Origin of the sequence: uncultured Methanobrevibacter sp. (assembly GCF_900316895.1) — an archaeon.
Taxonomy (GTDB): domain Archaea; phylum Methanobacteriota; class Methanobacteria; order Methanobacteriales; family Methanobacteriaceae; genus Methanocatella.
On the sequence record NZ_ONER01000024.1, the window covers coordinates 1 to 17283 of the forward strand.

A 17283-nucleotide genomic window follows, 5' to 3' on the forward strand; every position below is an offset into this window, starting at 1 on the left:
TCAATATCATAAACATGACAATTAGTACCAGCAAGGTCTAATCCACCACCTCTACCGGAACCATCGGTTCCATTGGAAAGCGCTTTATTACCATCTAAAGTACAGTTGGTTACATAAATATTGTCACCTTTGATAAAAGTGGAACCTCCTCTAGTTGCAGTGTTGTTAACGGATGTTACACCAGTAAATGTAGCATTATTACCTACAACATATACAGCACCACCATCGGTACCTGCAAAGTTATCAGACACTTCTACATTGTCAACGGTACACATGTCACCGTAAACATCTAATCCACCACCGCGTAAGGTAGCGGAGTTATCGTCAAAAGTGGAATCTCTGATAGTTGTACGATTACCACGGATAAATGCAGCACCACCACAATTAGCTGAGTTGTTGTTACAGGTTACTGTTAAAAGAGTACAATTGTTACCAATAACATCTATAGCACCACCTAAACCTACATTAGGATCTGCAGTGTTATTAGTGAATTCTGAATTGGCAATGTATGTATTTTCACCTATGACATAAATTCCTGCACCATTGATTGCATTGTTGTTGAAAAGGTTTGAATTGGTAATTCTTGTATTTGAACCTTCGATGAATATTGTACCATTGATTGCAGAGTTATCATATAAGGTTGAATTTTCAATAATAGTGTACCAACCCTCAATGTAAATAGCCCCACCATCATCTGAAGCAGTATTGTTCACAAAGACTGTATTGATGATTTTGGTATTATTACCATACACATAAACAGCCCCTGCCCTACCTGTAGGATAGGAGGTTTTAGAAATATTTTGGACATAAGGAGCCTCTTGACCTTCAATTTTTGCAACATTATTTATAAAGGTACAATTTTCAATTATCATATTATTTCCTTCAGTATTATTACCCCAGAATGCATTATGTCCATACTCGATTCCACCAACCATAATAGCGGCACCTTCTCCACCGGTGTTATTGATGAATTCAGAGTTTCTTATAATTACATTGTTGTGACTTATTCCAAGTGCACCACCATATTCTGCTGTTCCTGTACAATTAATAAACTTACAGTTATCAAGCACTTGAGGTACACTAATATATCCGTCTGTGGTGTAATTTCCATGTATATATACTGCAAACCATCTAGAAGTAATATTGATAAAATTACAGTCAATTAAACTACTTGCAACAGTACCTCCACCGTATTCGTCTGAAAGACAAAAAGCACCACCGTGATTAGCAGAGCTTGTATTAATAAAGTTACATCCAACCAGTTTGGCACCGAAGATTGCACCTAACTGACCAGAACCGTCATTAATGCCACCATCACCAGCAAAAATCTGACGACAATTAGTGAAATTAACATTAGTCAGTGTTATTGGCACATTATCAGCGTCACATCCATATAGTAAAAACAGGTGTTGATATGTTTCAATATTATTAAAAACTACATTTGTCAAAGACCCACTCTGGAAATAAAACATTCTCCCTGTAGACCTTAAATTTTCAAAAGTAACATCCACGAAATCATAACCATTATCACTAATATATTCTCCATCTCGTTGAGCACCAGCGAAGGAAAATACAGATGCATCACTATTCACTTCAAATGTAGCAATTTGATTTGGATTATCTGCACTTCCTCCTAAAACTTTAACATTCGAAATAACTTTATGATTTTGAACAGGAGCTCGCCAATATCCGCCTCTATAGGTTTGACCATTCAGATATATAATATCTCCAGGATCAGCATTTACAATTGCATCAAATATTTGTTCTATTGAACCACCATAAAAATTAATAGTGTCACCTAGCACAGGCTCATCATTACTAGCACCAAGAATAGTTAAATCATTTCCAGCGCCAAGAATTTCTAAACCATTTTCATCATTACTAGCACCAAGAATAGTTAAATCATTTCCAGCGCCAAGAATTTCTAAACCATTTTCATCATTACTAGCACCAAGAATATCTAAAGTATTCGCAGCGCCTAGTTTTTCTACACTTTTCTCATTTTCTACATCATTACTAGAACGCAATAAATGACTTTCATTATTAACTAAATCATTATTTTCGTTTCCACTTGTCTGAGCTAACGAATCATCATTAGCTTCGTCAATAAAATCTACATTCTCATTTACAGCATCGATTGGATTTAGATCTGACAGCGAACTAAGTTCACCAGCATTTTGTTCATATGTTAGATTTTCATTTGCGCACACAAACGAAATCGAAAATATCGTTAAAAATAGCATTAAAGTTAAAAACATATATCGCTTAAAACGCATAACATTCTCCTTTTTAAACAACTTAATGCTGTTTAACTTCAATCTAATGAAATGTATTTGCTTTAATAATATAAATATTGTTTAACTTTAAATAATGAAAACTTTTTGCCCTTTAATAATACAAATATAGAAAAAAACTTGAAATTTTGATACAGTAAAGCACTAAAATAAGAACTTTATGTACCAATTGATATTATGATTTTTGGCATATATAAATGTTTATATTACATCCTGAAAATGAGATCTGAATATACTGTAAATAGTTAAAAAAAAAAAGTAAATAACTAAAATCAGCCATATGAAAACCAAAGCAGGTTGATTTAAAATAACTGATTTGACTGAAAGCCAATACTATTCGGATATATAGTAATTAGTTATTTATGATTACTTATCATAGGATAAGGCCTATAATTCTCCCTATTTAAATCCAATAAATAGGAAGTGATTTTGATCTTTTTTTAATAGGTATATGTCCTAATTTTGATCTTTTTTTAATAGGTATATGTCCTATAACTGAACCATAATTGCTCATGGTTAAGACATGTGTCGAAAGCCTTTCGATAGGTTCCTAAATCAATAGAAAACTATCTAATTTCTGTTTTTTCAAATATTTAATACTATTTTTAAACAAATTTTTCATTAACATACATGTCCTAATCATATCTTCTATAATCCAAACACATATGCATATTAATTTATGATATATTGTATAATATAAAGGTTACTATTTTAATTTTGTTTTTATATATTGAAACAAAATTTTATATGAATAAAAAAATAAAAATTAATTTTAAAAATTAAACAATTAAATATATATTACATTTTTTTTAATAATATTATGTAATTATTATATTACTTTTTTTGTTTAAATAATTTGTAATAAATATGTTACATATTAAACATTAATGTAATATTTATATTACATATTCACTTGATGTGATTAATATATCACGTCCAATGACATACTTTTATACCAGGGATATAATTTCAAAAAGAACTGTTATTTAATATAAAATATATAATTATTAACATGACTACATTGGAAAAGATGAAAATCTTAACAGATTCTGCACAGTATGACCTTTGCGATTATGTCAGTCATAACAAAAGTTCGCAGATTAATTTGCCGGGAATTTACGAAGCAACAGGCCATGACGGATGTAAGATTCCTCTTTTTAAGACACTTTTAACAAACAAATGTAAAAATGACTGCAAATATTGCATAAACCAATCCAAAAGAAATTTCACACGATTGGAACTGTCACCTGAAGAGCTTGCAAAGGCATTTCTCGGATACTATAACAGGGGAATGGTCAACGGTCTGTTTTTAAGCTCAGGAATCACAGGCGATGTGGACTCCACAATGGAAAAGGAAATAGAAACCATCAGACTTTTGAGAAAAAAATATGGTTATGACGATTATATACACTTAAAAGTGGTTCCAGGCGCCAGTCGGGACTCAATCAAAAGGGCAATGGCCCTTGCAAATAGGGTTAGCATAAACATTGAAGCTGCAACACCATCCGGCCTTGCAGAACTATCCTCAACCAAGGATTACAATAAGGACATCCTGAAAAGGTTATCATGGATCAACAGATACCAGCATAAAAGCACGACTTACCCCAATTCCACCCATACCACACAGCTGATTGTGGGTGCAAATGATGAAAGTGACAAGGAAATACTCAGTAGAATGGAAAAGATCTATAAAAATTCCGAATTGAAAAGAACATATTTTTCAGCATTTACGCCAATTGAAGAAACAGAATTTGCAAATAAAGAGGCATGCTCGACTGACAGGACTGCAAAGTTATATAATGCAGACAGTCTGCTTAACGATTACCACTATAATGTCAAAGAGCTGGTATTTGATGATGATGACAATCTATTGTTGAATCAGGACCCTAAAATACTGGCCGCAAAAAATATGAATATATTTCCAGTAGAAATAAATTCCGCACCACTGATAGAATTGATACGAGTTCCAGGTATCGGTATAAAATCTGCAAAACAGATAATTTCTATTCGAAAAAAAACACCATTCTCCAATAAAGAACAGCTTAGGAAATTGGGCGTTGTAGTTGATAGAGCGGAACCATATATCAAAATAAGCGGCGAATATCAGACTACTTTTGATTTTTAAATTTTTTATAAGAGTAAATTATAATATAATGAATTACTATTAAAATAAATATTCATGAAATTAATTAAAATAATAGAAAAAAATTGATTGTCAAATATATATTGTAAAATATAGTCGGTGTCATTTCAAGTGAAAAATAGATTCATGAGAACAGTTTCAAGTGCAAAATAATATATTAAAAAAAGTGAATTATATTTGATAATATACTACTCATCATCAAATAATGCCCAAATTTCAGGGTACTTTTTAGAAACGGCTTCATCAATCAATATGGAAGCCTCTTTAGAAATACTGAATTCCGGTTCAGTTTTTCTTAAATACCTCAATACTGCTGAAGATCTTGAAGACCATAAAGTGATTCTTGGATTTTTGTCTACAATCTTTTTAACATCATCTATGTGTTCCTTCTGGATTTGGATTTCTGATGATGTTTGTACACTTTCTTCGCCACTTTCAACGCCAGATAACTCTTCGGATGAGTCATCAGTTTCCTCATTTTCCAAGCCCTCTTCAACATCTGAATCATCACCTTCAGTTTCTTGTGAATCTAAATCATCTTCAACATTAGATTCTTCTTTAGAAGTTATATCTTCAACAACTTCTTCAACAGTAGTCTCCTCTTCATTTAACATGTCCTCAAGGGACTGAGGTGAATTACTGTCAAAATCTTCATTATAAAAATCAGGTGGAATTAAAGAGTCCAATCCTTTTCCAAGACCTTTTCTAGGCATTTGTTACCCTCCCGGCCTTATTGGAATTTCTGTTTAATTCAGCTTTAGCTTTAATATTTGTCTTAGCATCATTCAAATTAACATTTTCATCCCTTTGAATAATTTCCTTTGCCAATTTAAGATAAGCTTTTGTTCCTGTACTGTCCGGATCATAAACCAGGCAAGGTTTACCATAACTAGGAGCTTCAGCTAGCCTAATGTTTCTAGGAATGACAGTTTTGAATAATAAGTTGGTTTCGCCAAAGTAACTTTTAAGCTCTTTGTAAACGTCTTTGCTAAGTCTAGTTCTCTTATCATATAGAGTGAGGAGAATTCCTTTTATTGGAGTGGGACTTCTAAGCCTTTGTTCGACTAATTTAATAGTATTAATCAAATCAGCTACACCTTCTAGTGCATAATACTCAGCTTGGATAGGTATTAAAACGCTATCGGAAGCTACTAATGCATTGACTGTTATGACACCTAATGAAGGAGGTAAATCAATGAAAATGTAATCAAATAATGGTACAACATCCTTAAGAGTTTCCTTCAAGATAATATGATAATTTTCTCTTCTGGAAAGCTCCATTCCAGCACCACTAAGGGATATATTACTTGGGATAATAAACAAATTTTTAATAAACGTAGGAATTGTTGCTTTTTTTACATTTATATCCCCAATGATGGCATCGTATATTGTATTTTCTATTTTAGTTTTATCAATGCCAAAGCTTGTAGTAGCATTGGCCTGAGGATCCATATCGACCACTAAAACAGATTTGCCCATTACCGCTAGAGATGTTGCAGTATTCACAACAGTTGTTGTTTTACCACAGCCCCCTTTTTGATTCATCACTGCAATTACTTCACTCATTAAAGAATTCTCCTATATCAGATAAGTTTTAAGTTATCAGTTATGATTTATAACTTAAAATTTCAAAGCTCTAAAGAATAACATTTAAGTTATCCAGTATAAGTTAAAAGGATTAAGTTATTTCTTTTAAATTAAAACTTAAAGGAAATAACTTATCAGTTCCAACTTCTAAGGGATAGGAAATAAGGTTTAAGTTAAAACTTCTAAATTATAAAAAATAAGTTTTAAGAAATAACTTATCATAACTAACTTTTAACAAATAAGTTATATTTTATAACTTCTTCCTTATAAAGTATTTGTTTTCACAAATAAGTTATTAGTTATTAATTAACACTTATAAGTTATAACTAATAATGAAAAAATAATAAGTTATAACTTATAACTAAAAAAATTAAAAAAAAATAAGAAAAGGATTATTTAGCATTTTGCATAGTTCCGTCAAAATAACTAGCATATCCTTTTAAATCCAACATTCCATGACCTGAGAAGTTTAAAACAATAGTTTTTTCTTCACCAGTCTCTTTACATTTCAATGCTTCATCTATTGCAACTCTGATAGCATGAGTTGTCTCAGGAGCAGGAACAATACCCTGATTACGTGCAAAAGTGATACCTGCATCGAAGCAGTCCTTTTGATGAACTGATCTAGGTTCGATATATCCTACCTTGGTTAAAAGTGAAACGATAGGTGACATACCGTGGTATCTTAAACCTCCAGCGTGAACTGAAGGGGCAACAAAGTCATGTCCTAATGTAAACATTTTAAGCATTGGTGTAAATCCATTGGAATCTCCAAAGTCATAATCATAAGTTCCTTCTGTTAATGTAGGGCAGGCACTAGGTTCAACTGCAATAAACTGGGTGTCTGAATTTCCGTCAATCTTGTCCTTGATGAATGGGAACAGGGACCCTGCAAGGTTACTTCCTCCACCTGCACATGCAATCATGACATCAGGAGTCTCTTCAGCAATTTCCAATTGAGTTTTCAATTCCTGACCGATTACAGTCTGATGCAGCATCACATGGTTTAGTACACTACCTAAAGAATATTTTACTTCATCATTTTGTAAGGCCTCTTCCATAGCTTCGGAAATGGCAACTCCCAATGAACCTGGATGGTCAGGATTATCAGCCAATACTTGGCGTCCGACTTCAGTATTTTCACTAGGTGAAGCAAAGACATTTGAACCGTAAATATCCATGATGTTTTTCCTGTCAGGCTTTTGGTTGAAAGAAACTTTAACCATATATACTGTACATTCAATATCGAGCAAATTACATGCTAGGGACAATGCAGTACCCCATTGGCCTGCACCGGTTTCAGTGGTCAATCTTTCAACACCTTCCTTTTTAGCAAAATAAGCTTGAGGAATAGCTGAATTCAACTTGTGGGAACCGGTAGGAGAAGAATCTTCCCTTTTAAAATAGATTTTAGCTGGAGTATTTAAATATTCTTCCAGCTTATTGGCTCTAACTAATGGAGAAGGTCTTCCCATTTCCATGTATAATTCTCTTACTTCTTTTGGTATACTGATATAACGATCTTGAGCAAATTCCTGTTCAAGGCCAGCTTTGGTGAAAGCTAATTGTAAAGCTGAAATTTGGTCTTTTCCTTCACTGTTTTTAGGAGCAGGAAGCGGAACAGGCAAATCAGCTAGCATATTATACCATTGCTTTGGCACTTCATCTGATGATAATTCAATTTTGTAAGTCATAATAATACTTACATCAATGTACTATATAAAGCTTTGTTGTACAAAAATGTACACTTTAATTATTAATATCATAAAAAACAATTTAAAATCATGAGAATTTTAGCAATTGATGTCGGAACCGGAACACAGGACATAATGATATATGATACCGAAAAGGAACTGGAAAACTCCCTAAAGCTTGTTCTTCCATCTCCGCACCTGTACATATCCCAACAGATAAGGGAAATAGAAAATGACCTTTACTTTACTGGAGAGATAATGGGCGGAGGAAAAATCAAGAAAAGCCTATTGGAACATATGGAAAAAGGATATAAGGTGGTTATGGAGCCAATATGTGCAAAGACTATACGGGATAATATTGAACAGGTAAAATCATTGGGAATAGAAATTGCAGATGAAAACAAAGACTACACTGACTATAGCAAAATAAGACTGGGCGACATCAATATAAAAAAATTATCTGAATTTTTATTGGGTTATGATCTGGATTTCGATTTCGATGAAATAGCAATAGCTGTGCAGGATCACGGCTATAACGAAAACATGGGAGACCGTGACTTCAGGTTTGAAAAGATCAGAGAAAAGGTGTCACATCCTATCTCCCCATTGGAATTCGGATTCAAGGAAGATGTTCCAGAATACTTTACAAGAATGCAGGCTGTCAGAAGGCAGATTAAGGATGAGGGTATAGAAATACTGCCATTGGTGATGGATACAAAATTCGCATCAATTGCCGGAATGTGCTACGATGAAGTGGCAAGCAGGCTGAACAGCTTCATAGTAATAGACATTGGTAACGGCCACACAACAGCCGCATCAATAGAAAACGGAAAAATTCAAGGGGTATTTGAACATCACACATCAAGCCTGACAGGAGAGTCACTTGAAAGATACATTAAAAGATTGGCATCAGGCGAAATAACTCACGAGGAAGTTCATGAAGACTTTGGACACGGAGCACATGTTCTAAATCCGATTTCTGAAATCGAAAAGGTAATAGTCAGCGGCCCAAAAAGGGAACTGATTGAAAAGACAAATCTGGATTGGCATCATGCAGCTCCTGGGGGAGATGTGATGATGACAGGAACAATTGGACTAATAAAAACAATACTAGGATAGATAATATGCTAAAAATGGACTCCCATATTCACAGCGAGTATTCACCGGACTCACATTCAAGAATTGACGACATTTTAAAGACAGCACAACAAAGAAATCTAGACATCATAGCAATCAGTGACCACAATACAGTTGATGGAACCAGTGAAGTTATGGCTAAAACTAGAAATACAGATATATTGGCAATTCCATCTATTGAAATTTCATCAACACTTGGACATATTCTCGGTTTTGGGTGCGAGGAAAATATACCTCGAGACCTTTCTCCTCAAGATACCATCGACAGAATTCATGATTTGGGGGGTCTTGCAATTATACCTCATCCGTTCTGTTTTTATCGACATGGGCTTTTGTGCAAAAGTGACTATAAGGAACTTAAAATCGATGCTATAGAGACTAAAAATGCAAGATTCGTTATAGGGTATTGTAACAATAAAGCAAAAAAATTAGCAAAAACTGAAAATATTCCAACATTAGGTGCAAGCGATGCGCATTATTGGAAATTCGTTGGCGACTGCTTTAGTCTAATCGATTGTGAAAAGGATATTGACAGCGTCCTAAAAGCAATACGTAAGGGAAAAGTAGAAGCACATGGAAAGGGAACATCAAATATATTGCTTTCCAAATACCTTTTTGAAAAAAATGTCTTAAAGAAATTTGATTAAAAAGAGCTATTCACTCTTTTCAATTAAAATTTCTATTATGGAAACGTTTGTTTTTTCATTGTTAAAATTTTCAATTTCTTCAGTAGAAATTTGAATGTCAGTAACATCCGCTTCCGGTACAAACCTATTTCTTACAATTTCAGCAGCATCAACAGCACGACTGATAGCTTTTCCTCTAGCTCTTAAAAGAACGCTATCTGATCCCTCGTTAAATTGTGTAACAACTGCTAAAACATAATTCATAACAGGTTTGCTACCTACAAAAATTGTATTATTCTCCATAATAATTTCACCATATTAAACTTTAGATATTAATGTATATAAAATTTTACATAAAATTTGCATAATAAATATAAACAGTAAAATAAAAAAAATGGAATATATAAAAAGTAAATAAAAAAATAAATATATAATTTTGAACAATTAATATACAAATAAAAAATAAATAAAAAAATAAATAAAAAATAGAAATTCCACTAAACTTTTTCATAATATCTCAATTAATCTATAATAATAAAATAATAATTTGTAAAATAAAGATTACAAAGATACTAAAAAAATGAAAAAAATAAAAAATTTTAAAAAAAATTTAATAATTTGTTCGATAAATTACCAACAATTTATTGATTGAATCCAAAACTGCCAAAATACTTGCCATGACTATGTCCTGATTGATTGACCTGCCTGTGGATTTATTTCCATCAGGGTCGGAACAGATTACAAATACGTCAGCCAGTGCATCGGTACCGCCGTTAATAGCTTCAAGATTATATTCTTCAAGTTCAATATGAAGTGTATCCTCAATCAAAGCACTAATAGCATTTAATGCGGCATCAACAGGCCCTACACCTGTACTGGCAGTTTCCTTTTCTTCACCATCGATTGCAAGCTTAACTGTAGCAGTTGGAGAAACATTAGCACCCATTGAAATACTCATACCCTTTATTTCAATTGGGGTTTCACGAGCTGAAGCAAGTTCAGTAATAGCAATAGCCACCAGATCATCATCAGTAACACATTTACCGCTGTCACCTAAAGATTTGATTTCATTGAATACCTTATAAAATTGGTCTTCGGTCAAATCAATATGATATTCCTTGAGTTTTGATTTCAAAGCGTTGGCCCCGGTATGTTTTCCCAACACTATGCGCCTGGAATGTCCAACCATTTCAGGAGAAATAGGTTCGTAAGTGGAAGAGTTATTCAAGATTCCATGAACATGTATGCCGGATTCATGGGCAAAAGCGTTATCCCCTACAATCGGCTTGTTGACAGGCATTTTTACCCCAGTAAGACGCCCCACCAGATTGGATAAGCTATATAATCGAGTAGTGTCCAATCCCAAATCAACATTATAAGCGGATTTTAAAGTCATGACAAGCTCTTCGAGTGAACAGTTACCTGTTCTCTCACCCAAACCGTTAACTGTAACATGGGCCTGATCGGCACCGCATTCCAAAGCGGTTAGAGTGTTGGCTGTTGCAAGCCCAAAATCATTATGGAAATGTACACTAACAGGAACTGAAAAGCTGTCTTTAATATCCGTAATCAGCTCACGAGTCATGACAGGAGTTAAAATTCCAACAGTGTCCGGAACATCCAAAAAGTCTACACCGGCGTCAATAACCTGGCTAAAGACATCATATAGAAAACCTTTTTCTGTTCTGGTAGCGTCTTCAGCGGAAAACTCAACTGTCAAGCCATGGTCTTTAGCATATTCAACCGTTTGTACGGCTTTTGTGATAATTTCAGATTTGGACATTTTAAGTTTATATTCACGATGCAAAGGGGAAGTGCCAATAAATGTGTGTATATATTCCAAATCAGCGTCCAATACCGCATCAACATCAATGGATAAAGATCTGGAAAGACCTACTAAAGTCGAATCCAAATCCAAAGCTTTAATTTTTCTGGCAGATTCTATTTCGCCTTTTGATGAAGCAGGAAATCCCACTTCAATTTTGTCAACGCCCAAATTGTTGAGCTTTGTAGCTATTTGAATTTTCTCATCAACAGTCAATGCAACACCGGGGGTCTGTTCACCGTCCCTGAGTGTTGTATCAAAAATATAAATTTTTTCCGCAAAATTCATGTTCTCATTTTTTAAGGTTTCAATATTCTGCATCGCATCCCCCATTTAAAATTTAAAAAATGAAGTTAATAAGGTTAATTATTTTCTGCGTCTAACCTTAACAACCACTGCAACAATTACAATCATTAACACAATCAAAATTCCTAAGGAATAATATAACTGTGTGGAGCCCGGAACCTCATATTTTTCAATATTCAGTGAATATAAATGGCCTGAATCATCACCAAACAGTAATGTGTTGCCGTTTATAACTGGTGAAGATGTAATGGCTGAATTAAATAAAAATGTGCCTGGATTATATGTGAACTCTTCCAATCCGGTGAATTTATTTAAAACATAGAGGTAACCGTTATTGGAACCATACGCAACCAAATTGTCTTTTATCGCAGCAGTGGACTGAATCTTGTCACCTGCACGATGAGACCATTTTATGGTACCGTCACGAATGTCAAGGCATGTCATGTTTCCGTCGTCGCTTCCAATGTAGACGCTGTTGTCATGCTCATCGACTGTTGGAGAGGATATAACCTTATTGTTGAGGTCTTGCTTCCAAATCAATTTGCCTTCAGATTCGTTTAAACAATAAATGTTACCATCGTTTGAACCGAAAATCACTGTTTCATTCACATAGCTTGGAGAGGACAATATCTCATCGCCGGTGGTGAAATCCCAGTTTTTGGATTTGTCCGTATCAATGCTGTATAATTTGGAATTGGTTGAACCGATGTAAATTGTATCGTCAACGATTACAGGTGATGATTTAAGCTCACCATCCAATTTCTTGTTGAATTCAACTTTTCCGTCATCATTCAATCCGTATAAATGTCCATCGTCACTTCCGAAGTAAATTACATCCTTGTAATAAAACGGAGTTGACTCGACATTGCTGCAGTCATAATCCCAGATGATCTTGTGGGAGTCGATGTTAACGGCTTTAAGACCATCATCACATCCGATGTATAACTTGTTCTTATGTACAATCGGTGATGAATTTGTTGGAGATTCCAAATCCAAATCCCATTCCTCTTCACCGGTTTCCATGTCAATAGCCTTTAAGATACCGTTGCTGGATACGACATAAACATAATCCTTATAGATTGCCGGAGATGAATGTATTGGAGATTCCATGTTAAAAGTCCATAGATTAGTTACAAAATCTGAATTTTCATCCCTATATCCATTATGAGTCACGTCCCCTGCAAATGAATTCCAATTTTCAGCAGCTATTGGAGACAGGCACAAAAGTGCTATAATCAATCCGATCATTAATTTTTTATACATTTAAAAACCTCCTATACATCCCTGTTAAATCGTTTTACTCCTATTATAAAGAATAAAACTGTAAATCCTAAAAGCACGACCAAATCTAACCATACATCACCTAAGGTTTGGCCTTTAAGCATTATTCCCCTCATTGCATCGTTGAGATAAGTCAATGGGAATACATATGCTAGTTTTTGTAAAATCCAAGGCATTGTTTCAATCGGATAGAATACTCCTGAAACAAACATCATAGGCATTGAAAACGGAAGTGAAATCTGGGCATAGTCTTCCTGGGTCTGTGTTCTTGCCGAAAGCATGATTCCAAACCCGACAAAACATAATGCACCAATAACCAAAACAATAAACGTTTGCAGGAATCCTCCCTTAATGCTAACATTAAATAGCAATACCGCCATGAATATCAGTATCAGCGCCCGGACAAGTTCAATCAATAGTTTTGCTGCAATTTTTCCTCCGATGACTGTGGAAACGGATGTCGGTGTCATGAAGAGTCTTGCAAGCTCACCGGTTTCACGCTCCCCTGCAATGGTTGCGCCCATTCCCATCATACAGCTCATCATGATTGTCATTCCCAAAATGGCAGGAACCAAAAAGTCAATGTATTTTATATTTCCATAAATGCGGTTAATGTGCAGGCTTATATCATCCTTGAAGTTGTTCAAGGAGTGAGAAATGCTTGGCTTAATGTGTGCATCCTGAGTTGAAACGCTTGTCTGAGAAGCCACCATGTTTGAAATTCTGTAAAATATTCCCTGTGTTGATGATTCAAGAATTTGTGAAGCCATTTGATCGGATGAGTCGATATAAAGCGTTACGCCTTTTTGCTGATTCGAATCTTTATCATAGTCCGATGGCAGTATAATTGCCGCTTTCACTTCACCTGAATCTACACGCTCCTTTCCTTCATCCAAACTGTCAATGACCTCAACCACATGATATGTTTCGGTCGATTTAATGGTGTCTAAAGTCAAATCTGTCAAATCACCGTCTGACTGTGATACGACAACAATAGGCAAGTCAGTCATTTCCCCACCCATTCCATAACCGAAAAGCAAAATCATGATTATCGGAAAGGCAAGGATTGAAACCAGTCTTGCAGGGTGCCTTTTAAGGGAAATCAATTCCTTTTTAATCATCCACCAGAATTTTTTAGGCTCTATCATCTTCATTCACCTCTGATGTTGATTTTATAAACACATCCTCCAATGACGGCTCTTCAGTGAAAATTGAAGTGATGATGCCTCCAGAAGATATGATATCATTCAAGACATTCTGAACCGCCATATCATCAAAGCTATCAATTCTCAAATTAATACGGCCATTTCTAGCCACTTCAACACTTTTAACATGATCTGATTGGGAAATTGTCTCTATAATTTCATCATCCTGATTTTTCAAAAGCACAGACATCTTCTTTAAGCTGAGATTTTCCAAATCCTCTTTTTTTGAATCGGAATCCTCACTTTCATCTGAAATTTTGCTTAAGGCATCGGTGAGATCCTGCTTGTTGCTTTCCAAAAGAGCATCCTTAAGCCCTTGAGGAGTATCATAAGCAACCAAATTACCGGTATTGATGATTCCCACATTGTCACAAAGCATATCCACTTCATGCATGTCATGGGAGCATAAAATTATTGTGTGACCGTTGTCGTTAAGTTCTCTTATCAAATCCCAAAGGGTTCGTTTGGTGGTAGGGTCAAGGCCTATGGTAGGCTCATCCAAAAACAGGATGTCTGGCCTGTGAACCAAACTTGCAACAAGGGAAGCCTTTTGCTTTTGGCCACCTGAAAGCTGACCGACACGCTTGTCCTTTGCATATTTGATGTCAACAAGCTCCATCAAATCTTCGATTCGTGAATCACGCTCGTCCTGAGGCACACCATAGTAGTCAGCGCACAACTGTGAATTTTCCATTACTGTCAAATCCTTATACAGGCTAACCTGCTGAGGAACCATTCCAAGAAGGTTTCGCACGTCATCAGGATTTTTTTGTACGTCATATCCTCCAACAGTTGCTTTGCCGGAAGTGGGCTGAATCAGGCAAGTGAGCATCTTGATTGTGGTTGTCTTGCCCGCTCCGTTCGGACCCAACATGCCAAAAATACTTCCTTTTGGAATTTCCAAGTTAAGAGAATTAACCGCAGTAAAGTTATTGTTGTAGACTTTTGTCAGATTTTTAGTTTCAATTGCGTTCATTGTTAATCTCCATTCCTGTCATGTCTTTGAAAAAATTCAGCCAAGAGGGATTGTTTAAAATAACATTCATATGAGACTGCATTTCATTCAGAAACTGCTGCCCGTCTTCTGTTATTGAATAATATTTCACCCTTTTGTTGTTTTCGTTAACTTTCCATTCCCCAATAATTAATCCTTCATCCTCCATCTTGGACAATATCGGATATATTTTGCTTGAGTTAATTTTCATGCCACATTTGGAATTTTCAAAGCTGAAAAATTCATCCAGCTTTTTCATGATTCCGTAGCCATGGATATTTTCCTTTGAAATTATCCACAAGATCAGCTTATGGATTATTCCGTTGGTAAAATGCTTGAGGAACTTTTCATGAGTTTTTTCAAAATCTTTTTCGTCTGTCATATTTCACCATATGTCAATTTTTGATATATGTTAACATTTATTATATTTGCATTACCAATATTTAAATATGAAATTAGGTTTTACAACACTGGCTTTATTCATGGAACCTAACAATGACATCATCGATTTAGCTAAAAAACATGGATTTGAAATAATAGAAATTCTTGCAGAGGGCCCTTTTTATGAAAAAGACAACTGTGAATTCAAGGATTGCGGCCTTGACATGAGAATGCATGCAGCAACAGTAGACATCAATATCGCAAGCCTAAACAAGGGAATAAGAGCTGAAAGCGTAAAACAGATGATACATTGCGGACAATATGCAGAAAGCATCAATGCAAATACGATAACAGTGCATCCAGGTATAATAGGTAGAAACGAGCCGCATTTAAGAAAATGGGCATTGGAAATAGCTATCGAAAGCATAGGAGAAATCATAGACAACACAAATGTGGAAATTTCAGTCGAAAACATGCCTGTCCGTGGCAAATTTTTAGGAAACACCGTTGAGGAAATAGAGATGATACAGGAAGCTACCGGCTGCAGCCTGACAATCGACACCGGCCACGGCAACACCTGCGGAAACCTTGAGGAGATGCTCTCCCTAAAAAACATTAGCTACTGTCACCTGAATGACAATGATGGCATCAAAGACCAGCACATTACATTGGGTGAAGGTACAATGGACCTTAATCTGCTTAAAAAGATTGATACCGCAATAATTGAGTTGAACAACTTCGATAACATCCTGAAAAGCAAAGAGGTCATTGATAACTTATAACTTATTATTATTTTTTTAGTGGTTATTAGTTATAAGTTATAACTTATAAGTTATTAGTTATAAAAAAATAAACTAGAAGTCAATCATAGTGACCTCGAAAATGTCCTCAATAATATAGTCAGTCTTGTCCATCATCTTAGGAGAGACTTCCTCCTGCTGTTCTATGGTTAAAACGCTGACATCTGCCTTTTTAAATGCCAAAATATCATTGAGCCCGTCACCGACCATCATTACCTTATATCCACTATCTTTTAGGATAGATACGACTTCACATTTTCCACGGGTTGAAACTGTGCCGAAGGCATTGTCCTCGGGAACATCAAGCATATTGGCAAGTCTGTTGATGGCTCCCTTTCTGTCACCTGAAGCGATATATATCTCAATTCCACGGGACTTCAACGTTTCGACTGTTTCAAATACCTTTGGGAAAAATTTGCCTGCTGAAGTGATTGTATATGCAACAACGCCCAGGTCCATGTCAACAATCAGGGCAGATCCGTTGCACAGCTCCATGTGGGAAATCTTTTCTCGCAATATGTCAAAACCGTCGGTGATGTCTGAAATTGTGGTTGACTTTTCATTGTCTAGAATCTCCTTGACCTCAGCTTTGGAAACCGGATTTGTTGAAAAGCTAATGTCAAAATCGATGTTATACTCCTTGATGACATCTGAAATCAATGTGTCTGAATCCAATTTCAGAAGCTTATTGGTATTGAACTGAAGAACCACCAAGGCCAGGGCATCGGCCTGATCAATCAAATCAAGAGAATTTATATCAGTGAATATGTTTCCATTTATAACATCCTTAATGACCCTGAACCTTTCGATCAATGTTCCTGAGTTATCAAATACGACAGCCTTTTTCATGATTAATAATAGTTGAAAAAAATATTTAAAAGTATTTAAAAAAAAACAAGTGTTTATAAACATTGAAAAATAAAATAATAATATTATAATTTACGATTATTAGGTGTTTTAATGAACGTTATTGAAAAGTTAAACTCCATTAAAAATGGAGAAATGACAGC

The 17283-nt window shown here is 35.1% G+C and carries 14 protein-coding genes and 1 pseudogene; 4 read left to right on the forward strand and 11 right to left on the reverse strand.

Going from position 1 to position 17283, the window contains the following annotated elements:
• The coding region (locus tag QZN27_RS04210) for a hypothetical protein (protein ID WP_296784126.1) at window positions 1–2027 on the reverse strand (2027 nt) is incomplete at its 3' end.
• 1279 nt (window positions 2028–3306) lie between these two features.
• Between QZN27_RS04210 and QZN27_RS04215 the strand changes: the two genes are divergently transcribed.
• On the forward strand, window positions 3307–4419 hold the full coding sequence (locus tag QZN27_RS04215) for a radical SAM protein (RefSeq protein ID WP_296784129.1): 1113 nt from the start codon (window positions 3307–3309) through the stop codon (window positions 4417–4419).
• A 206-nt stretch (window positions 4420–4625) separates the two neighbouring features.
• Here the strand turns inward: QZN27_RS04215 and QZN27_RS04220 are convergent, their stop codons facing one another.
• From QZN27_RS04220 to QZN27_RS04230, 3 genes and pseudogenes are all read right to left on the reverse strand, one after another.
• Window positions 4626–5150, reverse strand: coding sequence for an AAA family ATPase (locus tag QZN27_RS04220; RefSeq protein WP_296784131.1), 525 nt, complete (start codon window positions 5148–5150; stop codon window positions 4626–4628).
• Window positions 5151–5238: 88 nt separating this feature from the next.
• Window positions 5239–6003: pseudogene (locus tag QZN27_RS04225) on the reverse strand (ParA family protein); the annotation flags it as partial.
• 413 nt (window positions 6004–6416) lie between these two features.
• Window positions 6417–7718, reverse strand: coding sequence for a TrpB-like pyridoxal phosphate-dependent enzyme (locus QZN27_RS04230; protein ID WP_296784133.1), 1302 nt, complete (start codon window positions 7716–7718; stop codon window positions 6417–6419).
• A gap of 90 nt (window positions 7719–7808) precedes the next feature.
• Between QZN27_RS04230 and QZN27_RS04235 the strand changes: the two genes are divergently transcribed.
• On the forward strand, window positions 7809–8837 hold the full coding sequence (locus tag QZN27_RS04235) for a DUF1786 domain-containing protein (protein ID WP_296784135.1): 1029 nt from the start codon (window positions 7809–7811) through the stop codon (window positions 8835–8837).
• 5 nt (window positions 8838–8842) lie between these two features.
• Window positions 8843–9502 (forward strand): PHP domain-containing protein, encoded by a 660-nt coding sequence (locus QZN27_RS04240; protein ID WP_296784138.1) that lies wholly within the window; start codon window positions 8843–8845, stop codon window positions 9500–9502.
• 6 nt (window positions 9503–9508) lie between these two features.
• On the opposite strand, the gene albA is transcribed toward QZN27_RS04240, so the two are convergent.
• From albA to QZN27_RS04270, 6 genes are all read right to left on the reverse strand, one after another.
• Window positions 9509–9784: a DNA-binding protein Alba gene (gene albA, locus QZN27_RS04245; RefSeq protein ID WP_292600277.1), complete on the reverse strand. Its 276-nt coding sequence runs from the start codon at window positions 9782–9784 to the stop codon at window positions 9509–9511.
• A 307-nt stretch (window positions 9785–10091) separates the two neighbouring features.
• A complete protein-coding gene (locus QZN27_RS04250) occupies window positions 10092–11627 on the reverse strand; it encodes a 2-isopropylmalate synthase (protein ID WP_296784141.1) in 1536 nt (511 codons plus the stop codon).
• Window positions 11628–11672: 45 nt separating this feature from the next.
• Window positions 11673–12875, reverse strand: coding sequence for a PQQ-binding-like beta-propeller repeat protein (locus tag QZN27_RS04255; RefSeq protein WP_296784144.1), 1203 nt, complete (start codon window positions 12873–12875; stop codon window positions 11673–11675).
• A gap of 11 nt (window positions 12876–12886) precedes the next feature.
• Complete coding sequence (locus tag QZN27_RS04260; protein ID WP_296784147.1) at window positions 12887–14041, reverse strand: ABC transporter permease; 1155 nt, start codon at window positions 14039–14041, stop codon at window positions 12887–12889.
• Window positions 14028–15074, reverse strand: coding sequence for an ATP-binding cassette domain-containing protein (locus tag QZN27_RS04265; protein WP_296784149.1), 1047 nt, complete (start codon window positions 15072–15074; stop codon window positions 14028–14030). The genes QZN27_RS04260 and QZN27_RS04265 overlap by 14 nt, the downstream gene beginning before the upstream one ends.
• Window positions 15061–15474, reverse strand: coding sequence for a PadR family transcriptional regulator (locus QZN27_RS04270; protein WP_296784152.1), 414 nt, complete (start codon window positions 15472–15474; stop codon window positions 15061–15063). The genes QZN27_RS04265 and QZN27_RS04270 overlap by 14 nt, the downstream gene beginning before the upstream one ends.
• Before the next feature lie 67 nt (window positions 15475–15541).
• Between QZN27_RS04270 and QZN27_RS04275 the strand changes: the two genes are divergently transcribed.
• Window positions 15542–16255, forward strand: a complete 714-nt coding sequence (locus QZN27_RS04275) for a sugar phosphate isomerase/epimerase family protein (RefSeq protein WP_296784155.1) — start codon at window positions 15542–15544, stop codon at window positions 16253–16255.
• 72 nt (window positions 16256–16327) lie between these two features.
• Here the strand turns inward: QZN27_RS04275 and QZN27_RS04280 are convergent, their stop codons facing one another.
• Complete coding sequence (locus QZN27_RS04280; RefSeq protein ID WP_296784157.1) at window positions 16328–17122, reverse strand: HAD family hydrolase; 795 nt, start codon at window positions 17120–17122, stop codon at window positions 16328–16330.
• Window positions 17123–17283 lie beyond the last annotated feature (161 nt).

Coding starts and splice junctions, on each gene's coding strand:
- QZN27_RS04235 (WP_296784135.1), top strand. CDS start 7,809: ATGAGAATTTTAGCAATTGATGTCGGAACCGGAACACAGGACATAATG.
- albA (WP_292600277.1), bottom strand. CDS start 9,784: ATGGAGAATAATACAATTTTTGTAGGTAGCAAACCTGTTATGAATTAT.
- QZN27_RS04260 (WP_296784147.1), bottom strand. CDS start 14,041: ATGATAGAGCCTAAAAAATTCTGGTGGATGATTAAAAAGGAATTGATT.
- QZN27_RS04275 (WP_296784155.1), top strand. CDS start 15,542: ATGAAATTAGGTTTTACAACACTGGCTTTATTCATGGAACCTAACAAT.
- QZN27_RS04230 (WP_296784133.1), bottom strand. CDS start 7,718: ATGACTTACAAAATTGAATTATCATCAGATGAAGTGCCAAAGCAATGG.
- QZN27_RS04270 (WP_296784152.1), bottom strand. CDS start 15,474: ATGACAGACGAAAAAGATTTTGAAAAAACTCATGAAAAGTTCCTCAAG.
- QZN27_RS04220 (WP_296784131.1), bottom strand. CDS start 5,150: ATGCCTAGAAAAGGTCTTGGAAAAGGATTGGACTCTTTAATTCCACCT.
- QZN27_RS04280 (WP_296784157.1), bottom strand. CDS start 17,122: ATGAAAAAGGCTGTCGTATTTGATAACTCAGGAACATTGATCGAAAGG.
- QZN27_RS04265 (WP_296784149.1), bottom strand. CDS start 15,074: ATGAACGCAATTGAAACTAAAAATCTGACAAAAGTCTACAACAATAAC.
- QZN27_RS04255 (WP_296784144.1), bottom strand. CDS start 12,875: ATGTATAAAAAATTAATGATCGGATTGATTATAGCACTTTTGTGCCTG.
- QZN27_RS04240 (WP_296784138.1), top strand. CDS start 8,843: ATGCTAAAAATGGACTCCCATATTCACAGCGAGTATTCACCGGACTCA.
- QZN27_RS04215 (WP_296784129.1), top strand. CDS start 3,307: ATGACTACATTGGAAAAGATGAAAATCTTAACAGATTCTGCACAGTAT.
- QZN27_RS04250 (WP_296784141.1), bottom strand. CDS start 11,627: ATGCAGAATATTGAAACCTTAAAAAATGAGAACATGAATTTTGCGGAA.